Origin of the sequence: Erwinia sp. CGal63 (assembly GCF_037026505.1) — a bacterium.
Classification (GTDB): Bacteria; Pseudomonadota; Gammaproteobacteria; order Enterobacterales; family Enterobacteriaceae; genus Erwinia.
The window spans coordinates 345,967-353,593 of record NZ_JAKUMN010000005.1; the positions used below are offsets into that span (position 1 = coordinate 345,967).

The window sequence follows — 7,627 nt, forward strand, 5'->3', positions numbered from 1 at the left end:
TTTCGATGGCGATCACAGTTCCGTATTATATCCATTGTTTTCCGCCGCCGTTTTTTTACACTCCCGATCAGCGAAACGTTTCGCTATGGAGTGAAAGATGAAAAAAGGCGCCTTACTGAATTCTGCAATTTCTTCCCTGGTTTCCCGCCTGGGCCATACCGACACCCTGACCATCGGCGATGCGGGGCTGCCCATTCCTTCAGGGCCAGAGCGTATCGATCTGGCGTTAACTCAGGGCATTCCCGGCTTTATGCAGGTGGTCGACACTGTCACACAAGAGATGCAGGTTGAGAGCGCCATCATCGCGGAAGAGATTAAGTCTCATAATCCACAGCTTCACGACGACCTTTTCGCCCTGCTCGACTTACTGCAACAACGCCAGGGAAACACCATTGCCGTTCAGTATGTGCCACACCAACAGTTTAAACAGCTAACGCAGCGCAGCCATGCGGTGATCCGCAGCGGGGAGTGTTCGCCCTACGCGAACATTATCCTCGGCGCCGGCGTGACCTTCTGAGGCCGCCATGCAACCTTTACTGCAACTTCAAGGCATTGAAAAATCCTTTCCCGGCGTGAAGGCGCTTTCCGGCGCCTCGCTGGCGGTTTATCCCGGCCGCGTGATGGCGCTGGTAGGGGAGAACGGCGCCGGAAAATCCACCATGATGAAGGTGATGACCGGCATCTATGCCCGCGACGGTGGCACCATTAAATGGCTGGGCGAAGAGGTCAATTTCAGCGGCCCGAAAGCGTCGCAGGAAGCGGGCATCGGGATTATTCACCAGGAGCTGAATCTGATCCCGCAGCTTAGCGTGGCGGAAAATATCTTTCTGGGACGTGAATTTATCAACGCCTTCGGCGGTATCCGCTGGAAGAAGCTCTACGAGGAAGCGGACAAGCTTTTGCAACGTCTGAACCTGCGCTTCAGCAGCCACAGGCTGGTGGGCGATCTGTCGATCGGCGACCAGCAGATGGTTGAGATAGCCAAAGTACTGAGCTTTGAGTCGAAGGTGATCGTAATGGACGAGCCGACCGACGCGCTGACCGACACGGAAACCGCTTCGCTGTTCCGCGTTATCCGCGAACTGAAGGCGCAGGGCTGCGGCATCGTCTATATCTCGCATCGCATGAAAGAGATTTTTGAAATTTGCGATGACGTCACCGTGTTCCGTGACGGGCAGTTTATCGCCGAAAGAGCGGTCGACAGCCTGAATGAAGAGTCGCTGATTGAAATGATGGTGGGACGCAGGCTGGAAGAGCAGTATCCGCGCCTGAATAAAGCGCCAGGCGATATTCGTCTGCAGGTGGAAAACCTCAGCGGACCAGGCGTAAACGACGTCAGCTTTTCGCTGCGCAAAGGCGAGATCCTGGGCGTGGCCGGTTTAATGGGCGCGGGACGCACCGAGCTGATGAAAGTGCTTTACGGCGCCTTCGCCCGTAGCAGCGGCAGCGTCACGCTCGACGGTAAAACGATTACCACGCGTACGCCGGAAGAAGGCTTGCGCAACGGTATCGTTTATATCTCTGAAGATCGCAAACGCGACGGGCTGGTGCTAGGGATGTCGGTGAAAGAGAACATGTCTCTGACCGCGCTCGATTACTTCAGCCACGGCGGCGGCCGCCTGAAACATGCGGAAGAGCAGCTGGCGGTTAGCGACTTTATCAAGCTGTTTAAAGTTAAAACGCCTTCTATGGAGCAACCCATCGGCCTGCTCTCCGGCGGCAACCAGCAAAAGGTCGCTATCGCTCGCGGGCTAATGACGCGCCCTAAAGTGCTGATTCTGGATGAGCCGACGCGCGGCGTGGATGTGGGCGCCAAGAAAGAGATCTATCAGTTAATCAATCAATTTAAAGAAGAAGGGCTGAGCATCATCCTGGTCTCTTCCGAAATGCCGGAAGTGCTGGGCATGAGCGATCGCGTGCTGGTGATGCACGAAGGTCGCCTGAGCGGCGATTTCCCTATTGAACAGGCCACGCAGGAGCGCCTGATGGCGGCGGCGGTCGGCAAGCAACATAGCGCGGAGCTGGTAACACCATGAGCACTCAAACCCTTCAGGCCAATCGCATTTTCAGTAAGGCCTGGCTGCTGGAACAAAAATCGCTGATCGCGCTGGTGGTGCTAATCGCCGTTGTCGCCAGCCAAAGCCCTAACTTCTTCACGCTGAACAATATGTTCAACATTCTGCAGCAGACTTCCGTTAACGCCATTATGGCGGTCGGTATGACGCTGGTGATCCTGACTTCGGGTATCGATCTCTCTGTGGGATCGCTGCTGGCGCTGACCGGCGCGGTAGGCGCTTCGCTGGTCGGGTTCGAAGTCAACGCGCTGGTCGCCGTGGCGGCTTCGCTGGCGCTGGGCGCGCTGATTGGCGCCGTAACCGGGACGATAGTGGCGAAAGGCAAAGTGCAGGCGTTTATCGCCACGCTGGTGATGATGCTGCTGCTGCGCGGCGTCACTATGGTTTATACCAACGGCAGCCCCGTTAATACCGGCTTTAGCGACAATGCCGATCTGTTCGGCTGGTTCGGCATCGGGCGACCGCTGGGCATTCCTACCCCGGTCTGGCTGATGGCGCTCACCTTCCTGCTGGCCTGGTACATGCTGCACCATACTCGCCTGGGCCGCTATATCTACGCGCTGGGCGGCAACGAAGCGGCCACGCGCCTTTCCGGTATCAGCGTCAGCCGCGTGAAGATCACCGTCTATGCGCTGAGCGGTATGCTGGCGGCGCTGGCGGGCACTATCGAAGTGGCTCGTCTCTCTTCCGCTCAGCCGACGGCCGGCACCGGCTATGAGCTGGACGCCATCGCGGCGGTAGTGCTGGGCGGCACCAGCCTGGCGGGCGGCAAAGGCCGCATCATGGGCACGCTGATTGGCGCGCTGATTCTGGGCTTTTTGAACAACGGCCTGAATCTGCTCGGCGTTTCCTCCTATTACCAGATGATCGTCAAAGCGGTGGTGATTCTGCTGGCGGTGCTGGTCGATAACAAAAAATAACCCTACAGGAACCGAACATGAAAATGACCAAACTCACGGCGCTGGCCGTCCTGCTGAGCGCCACGGTAAGCGCCAACGCGCTGGCGAAAGATACGCTCGCGCTGGTGATTTCCACGCTGAACAACCCGTTTTTTGTTTCGCTGAAAGAGGGCGCGCAGAAAGAAGCCGACAAGCTGGGCTACAACCTGGTGGTGCTGGATTCGCAGAACAATCCGGCTAAAGAGCTGGCTAACGTGCAGGATCTCTCCGTGCGCGGCACGAAACTGTTGCTGATTAACCCAACCGACTCCGACGCGGTAGGCAACGCGGTGAAAATGGCGAATCAGGCCAACATACCGGTCATCACCCTTGACCGCGTGGCTGCGCAAGGCAAAGTGGTTAGCCACGTGGCTTCCGATAACCGTCTGGGCGGCAAAATGGCCGGCGACTATATCGCCAAACGCGTTGGCGATAATGCGAAAATTATTGAGCTGGCGGGGATCGCCGGCACCTCCGCAGCGCGCGAGCGCGGCGAAGGCTTTAAAACTGCCGCCGATGCGCATAAATTTGTTATCCTTGCCAGCCAGCCCGCAGATTTCGACCGCACCAAAGGACTGAACGTGATGCAGAACCTGCTGACCGCTCATCCGGACGTGCAGGCGGTGTTCGCGCAGAACGATGAAATGGCGTTAGGCGCGATGCGCGCATTGCAAACGGCAGGCAAATCTGATGTGGTAGTAGTCGGCTTCGACGGCACTGCGGACGGCGTAAAAGCCGTGCAGGGCGGCAAACTCGCCGCCACCGTGGCGCAGCAGCCGGAGCAAATCGGCGTTATCGGCGTGCAAACGGCTGATAAAGTGCTGAAGGGCCAGCAGGTTCAGGCTATCAATCCCGTTGACCTGAAGCTGGTCACTAAATAAATCAAAGAAAAGCATGGCACGCGCCACCTCTCGCAGGTGGCGCCTTTTTCTGGACGCTCCCATGACTAAAACCGGCAGGCTGGCCGTGCTCGGCAGCATCAACGCAGACCATATCCTTAATCTGAACGCATTTCCTCGTCCCGGCGAAACGGTGATCGGTAAGCAATACCAGATCGCTTTCGGTGGCAAAGGCGCCAATCAGGCCGTAGCGGCCGGACGCAGCGGCGCAAATATCGCCTTTATCGCCTGCGTGGGCGACGATGATATCGGTCAGCGCATTCGCCAGCAGCTGGCGGAAGACCGCATCGACGTTGAGCCTGTGGAAGTGGTTGCAGGCGAATCCACCGGCGTGGCGCTGATCTTCGTTAATGAACAGGGCGAAAACAGCATCGCTATCCATGCGGGTGCGAACGCCGCGTTAACGCCTGAGCGGGTAGAACAACAGCGGAACATCATTGAAGAGGCGGACGCGCTGCTGATGCAGCTGGAATCGCCGCTGGCAAGCGTGCTGGCTGCGGCGAAAATCGCCCGTGAGCACCATACCAAAGTTATCCTGAACCCGGCGCCGGCCACGCCGCTTTCCGACGAGCTGCTGGCGCTGGTGGATATGATTACGCCAAATGAAACCGAAGCGGAAATCCTGACCGGCGTGGCGGTCGCTTCCGACGAGGACGCGGCTCGCGCGGCGGCCGTGCTGCACGAAAAAGGCATTCACAGCGTGCTTATTACGCTGGGCAGTCGCGGCGTCTGGCTTAGCGAAGCGGGCAACGGCGAGCGTATCCCCGGTTTCAAAGTGCAGGCGGTGGATACCATCGCGGCGGGCGATACCTTTAACGGCGCCTTGATTACCGCGTTATTAGAGGGCAAACCGATGCCGCAGGCGGTGCGTTTTGCTCATGCCGCCGCCGCTATCGCCGTGACGCGATCCGGCGCGCAGCCTTCGGTGCCGTGGCGCGAAGAGACGGATCGCTTTTTACAGCAGCAGGAGTAGCCCGTGCCTACCATGAAAGATGTCGCTCGTCTGGCGGGCGTATCGACGTCTACGGTTTCCCACGTTATCAACAGAAACCGCTTTGTCAGCGAAGCGGTGCAGGAAAAGGTTGCCGCAGCGGTTGCCGCACTGAACTATGCGCCTTCCGCGCTGGCGCGCAGCCTTAAGCTTAATCAGACGCATACTATCGGCATGTTGCTGACTGCCAGCAGCAACCCTTTCTATTCGGAAGTGGTGCGCGGCGTGGAAAGAAGCTGCTACGAACGCGGCTACAGCCTGGTGTTATGCAATACCGAGGGCGATGAGGACAGAATGAACCGCAGCCTGGAAACGCTGCTGCAAAAGCGCGTCGACGGCCTGCTAATCATGTGTACCGAAAGCCATCTTCCCTCAGCGGATATCCTCAATCGTTATCCTTCTATTCCTGGCGTGATGATGGACTGGGCGCCTTTTGAGGGCGGCTACGACATCATTCAGGATAATTCGCTGCTGGGCGGCGAGATAGCGACCCGTTTTCTTATCTCCCGCGGCTATACCCGCATCGCCTGCATCGCCGGGCCGCAGGACAAAACGCCGGCTCGCCTGCGCCTTGAAGGCTTTTATCAGGCCATGCGTGAGGCCGATCTGGCGGTGCCCCAGGAGTATGTAGTTAGCGGCGATTTTGAGTTTCAGGGCGGCTATAACGCAATGAACCAGCTGCTGGCGCTGAATCCACCACCGCAGGCGGTTTTCACCAGTAACGACGCGATGGCCGTTGGGGTCTATCACGCGCTTTATCAGGCTGGACTGTCGGTGCCGCAGGATATGGCGGTAATCGGCTATGACGATATCGAGCTGGCCCGCTATATGACGCCGCCGCTAACCACGGTGCATCAGCCGAAAGACGAGCTGGGCGAACTGGCTATCGATACCCTGATCCATCGCTTTGCCGATCCCGACGCCGACCAGCAGCTGCTGGTGCTGACGCCGGAACTGATTGAGCGTGGTTCTGTCGCCTAGCGTCTGGCGCGCTTCTCCCGATCGGCAATCAGATGTCTGCCGTCGCCCGGCTTCAGCAGCATAAAGACCAGACCCGAAAGCACGGTAACTATGCCCATCGTCAGGAAGGTGGCATGAAAATGATCGACAGTGGTGCCGTCGAAATTCTCATAGAAACGCAGCACCGCCGCGCTGACCGCGACGCCAAAGCTGATAGCCAGCTGCTGGGTGACGGCAAGCATACTATTGCCGCTGCTGGCGTTGCTGTCGTTCAAATCCGCCAGGGTGATGGTGTTCATCGCCGTAAACTGTGTCGACATCGCCATGCCCAGCACAAAGAGCGGCAGCAACAGCAGCGCTACGTTGGCCGCGGGCGACTGCAAAGCGAAACTGGCAATCAGCACGCCGATAATCACGCTGATCCCTGTCAGCGTTTTCCTGTAGCCGAACCAGCGCAGCACCTGCGTCACCGTCGACTTGGCCAGAATTGAACCCAGCGCGGTCGGCGCCATCATACAGCCAGCCAGAATAGCGGAATAGCCGAAGCCAACCTGCAGCATCAGCGGCATCAGGAAAGGTATGCAGCCGGTGCCAAGCCGCGAAGCTATGTTGCCCAGAATGCCAATCGAAAAGGTTCGGGTTTTAAACATGGGCAAAGGGATGAGCGGCGTCGGGTGACGGCGTGCATGCACTATATATAGAAGAAGCAAAAGAATGCCGCCGAAGGTTACCGCCAGCGCGAGGCTGCTGGCCACAATCTTTTCGCCAAACAGTTCGATGCCGCTGGAAAGCAATACCAGACCAATGCCAAAAAGAACAAAACCGGTGAAATCGAAGCGGCGTTTCGGCGTGGTGAAGTCCGGCATATATTTACGGGCGTAGACGATACCCAAAATCCCTATCGGAATATTTATCAGGAAGATCCAGTGCCAGGTCGCATAGGTTACCAGTACGCCGCCGAGCAAAGGGCCAAGAACCGGGCCAACCAGGCCTGGCATCGTCACAAAATTCAGCACGGGTAGCAGCTCGCTGCGCGGATAGGCCCTTAACAGAGCCAGCCTTGCGACTGGCATCATCATCGCGCCGCCAATACCCTGCACTACCCGGAACAGAACCAGCAGGGTTAAGGTGTTGGAAAGCGCACAGGCCAGCGAACCGAGCGTAAATAAAGAAACGGCAAGGATAAACACCTTACGCGTGCCGAAGCGATCCGCAAGCCAGCCGCTGACGGGGATCAACATGGCAACGGTCAGGGTATAGCTGATCACAGCGGACTGCATAGCGAGCGGCGAGCGGTTGAGGCTTAAAGCGATAGCGGGAAGCGCGGTGTTAAGTATTGTGGCGTCCAGCGATTGCATAAAGAAAGCCATAGCGGCGATCCAGGGAAGTCCGGCCATACTGCGCGCGGATTTTGTCATTGGGCATCCTTCTCAGTCGTGATTACCGACAGGAAAATCCTGCGAAGTAAAAAGAATAGCATTGCGCGGCGCGCTATCGTGACCGATATAAACGAGAATTTGAGGCGAATTGCCGGTTAAATGGCCTGAAAACGCCGGTTTATTGCGCTATTGTTGAAAAAAGAAACGGTCGGAAGTTTTTTTTGCAGAAATGCTTGTCAGCCGTCAGAAACTCCCTATAATGCGCCTCCACTGACACGGAACAACGGCTTACGAGTCACCGGGTCAGGAGGTTCAGGAAGCTGAACCGCCGGAGAAAACTTCTGAAAAAGAGGTTGACTCTGAAGGAGGAAAGCGTAGTATACGC

7 protein-coding genes are annotated in these 7,627 nt (G+C 57.5%); 6 read left to right on the forward strand and 1 reads right to left on the reverse strand.

Annotated features, from left to right (window positions below):
* Window positions 1–97 precede the first annotated feature (97 nt).
* The 6 genes from rbsD (at window position 98) to rbsR (ending at window position 5,884) form a co-directional block, all read left to right on the forward strand.
* Window positions 98–517: a D-ribose pyranase gene (gene rbsD, locus MKZ79_RS16770; protein ID WP_336143716.1), complete on the forward strand. Its 420-nt coding sequence runs from the start codon at window positions 98–100 to the stop codon at window positions 515–517.
* A gap of 7 nt (window positions 518–524) precedes the next feature.
* The gene (gene rbsA / locus MKZ79_RS16775; RefSeq protein WP_336143718.1) at window positions 525–2,036 is read left to right on the forward strand and encodes a ribose ABC transporter ATP-binding protein RbsA; all 1,512 of its coding nucleotides are present in this window, start codon (window positions 525–527) and stop codon (window positions 2,034–2,036) included.
* Entirely contained in the window at window positions 2,033–2,995 is a 963-nt protein-coding gene (gene rbsC, locus MKZ79_RS16780) for a ribose ABC transporter permease (protein WP_336143720.1), read from the forward strand. Before rbsA ends, rbsC begins: the two co-directional genes overlap by 4 nt.
* A 17-nt stretch (window positions 2,996–3,012) precedes the next feature.
* On the forward strand, window positions 3,013–3,894 hold the full coding sequence (gene rbsB / locus MKZ79_RS16785) for a ribose ABC transporter substrate-binding protein RbsB (protein WP_336143721.1): 882 nt from the start codon (window positions 3,013–3,015) through the stop codon (window positions 3,892–3,894).
* Window positions 3,895–3,955: 61 nt separating this feature from the next.
* Window positions 3,956–4,885, forward strand: a complete 930-nt coding sequence (rbsK, locus tag MKZ79_RS16790; protein ID WP_336143722.1) for a ribokinase — start codon at window positions 3,956–3,958, stop codon at window positions 4,883–4,885.
* A gap of 3 nt (window positions 4,886–4,888) precedes the next feature.
* Window positions 4,889–5,884, forward strand: coding sequence for a ribose operon transcriptional repressor RbsR (rbsR, locus tag MKZ79_RS16795; RefSeq protein ID WP_442897163.1), 996 nt, complete (start codon window positions 4,889–4,891; stop codon window positions 5,882–5,884).
* Here rbsR and mdtD read toward each other — a convergent pair.
* On the reverse strand, window positions 5,881–7,281 hold the full coding sequence (mdtD, locus tag MKZ79_RS16800) for a multidrug transporter subunit MdtD (RefSeq protein WP_336143723.1): 1,401 nt from the start codon (window positions 7,279–7,281) through the stop codon (window positions 5,881–5,883). The genes rbsR and mdtD overlap by 4 nt on opposite strands.
* Window positions 7,282–7,627 lie beyond the last annotated feature (346 nt).